General features: G+C 40.7%; 1 protein-coding gene and 3 pseudogenes. 3 read left to right on the forward strand and 1 reads right to left on the reverse strand.

Going from position 1 to position 1,636, the window contains the following annotated elements:
* Positions 1 to 131 precede the first annotated feature (131 nt).
* Both ACE1AQ_RS20590 and ACE1AQ_RS20595 read left to right on the forward strand, forming a co-directional pair.
* Positions 132 to 560, forward strand: a pseudogene (locus ACE1AQ_RS20590) (dynamin family protein); the annotation flags it as partial.
* Between the two features lie 239 nt (positions 561 to 799).
* Complete coding sequence (locus ACE1AQ_RS20595; RefSeq protein WP_008201008.1) at positions 800 to 985, forward strand: hypothetical protein; 186 nt, start codon at positions 800 to 802, stop codon at positions 983 to 985.
* Positions 986 to 1,115: 130 nt separating this feature from the next.
* Here ACE1AQ_RS20595 and ACE1AQ_RS20600 read toward each other — a convergent pair.
* A pseudogene (locus tag ACE1AQ_RS20600) lies at positions 1,116 to 1,314 on the reverse strand (hypothetical protein).
* Between the two features lie 148 nt (positions 1,315 to 1,462).
* On the opposite strand from ACE1AQ_RS20600, the pseudogene ACE1AQ_RS20605 reads away from it, so the two are divergent.
* Positions 1,463 to 1,636 (forward strand): annotated as a pseudogene (locus tag ACE1AQ_RS20605) (Uma2 family endonuclease); the annotation flags it as partial.

Below are 1,636 nucleotides of genomic sequence, written 5' to 3' on the forward strand. Positions count from 1 at the left end.
ATTACTGGTGCAAGTTGGCAATCTTGTAATGTACCGCAAGTCCTTCGTCATCGCTGTGCTTATCTAAATGGTTGCCTTTTTTAACTTTTTTATTGATCTCATTAAGCATTTCTACTTATTGCAAAGGTGAGATGCTCCCAGAGGCAATACCTGCTAACCGTCAACTCGAAAGACTGAGAAAAAGAGAATTTCGTATTGCTGTGGTTGGCTTAGAAAAGGCAGGAAAAAGTACCTTTATTAACGCATGGTTAGAATGTGATTTACTTCCTGCCAAAGGAGGAAGATGTACCTTTACCACCACTCAAATTTATTCCGTTAAAAGCGAATCTGAACAAAGATTAGAAGTGCAAACCCGCAGCGAAGAACAATTTATTCATCTTCTCAAAGAATTAGAAACCGGTGGCGCAAAAGAAGACTTAAAAACCATTAGAGAAAACGAAATCACCCTAAAACAAGTCAGACGAGAAGGTAATTTAGTTATTCCTTTTACTCGACTAGAAGACATCCGAGAACAACTAAAAAAATACGTTGCCGATGAAAAATATGCTCACGCTGGGCTCTTCTAGGTTTGGTGGGTAAAATGTATTCTAAGATACATTCCTCCTAGCGAGGGAGTGGAAGGAACCACAGAGACACAGAGGACACAAAGATCGATCGATCCTATGTAAGTTAAACTGATCACACAGAACCTAGAAGAGCCCACGCTGTTTTAGAAGCCCGATTTGAAGAATATCTACGCCATGGTATTTTTGAAGCTGCAGGATTTGAGTCCTACTGTATTCAAGAATTAAGAGGATTAGTGGATATTTTTCGAGAAAAAGAAGGAACATGGGCAGGTGTCGCCCAAAACGAATGGTATAAGGAGAATCCTCAGCTTGTAGCAGAATTACCCGCTAATTTGCAATCTCAAGAATTTAATTTAGAAGTTAGTGAACGACTGAGACAATTAGCAATTGCCTTGAAAAGAAATAGTTCCTCTCAGTAGCGTTAGCTATAGCAAAGCACCGCTATTATTGCGACGATGGCGGTGAATTACGGTGATTTGGGAATGCGGATTAAGCTTCGCTAATTTCTACTTATACCAATTCTCAATCATAAAAACTACATTCCGCACTTCATTTTGGGCTCTTCGTTACTTGGTATGGTTCGATAGGGGGGCATAAATCGACTAAATCCTTATGTGGCAAGAGATTTAATTGATTAGCTCGTTCTAGATCAAAAACAATTGCCAAAAATCGAAGCAATGTCTTTCTCTATAAGGGTTTCATCTCTTATCATCCTGTCCGTTGCATAAGATAAACCGAAGAACCTCATTTTGTAATATAAAAAGTTACAAAATGAAGTGCGGAATGTCGGCTATAATCACCATAGTATTTTGCGCCCGTCTCAATTCTAGGCGCTAGACATTCTCCCTAATGCTAGGGGAAAAAGCTCCTTAAGTCTAATCACCAGCGTGACTCCGATGACTTCAACTATTGCCCCTTCTCCACTTTCACTGCCTACCCAAGATGAATTGCCCTGCGATGACGGCGTTCCCATGGAAACCCAACGACATAAACTCCAGATGGATATCCTCATTGATGCCTTGTTCCCCTGGTTAGCTGCCAGGGAAGATGGCTATGTGGGGGGCAATATG

Origin of the sequence: Microcystis sp. BLCC-F209, from assembly GCF_041928595.1 — a bacterium.
Taxonomy (GTDB): Bacteria; Cyanobacteriota; Cyanobacteriia; order Cyanobacteriales; family Microcystaceae; genus Microcystis.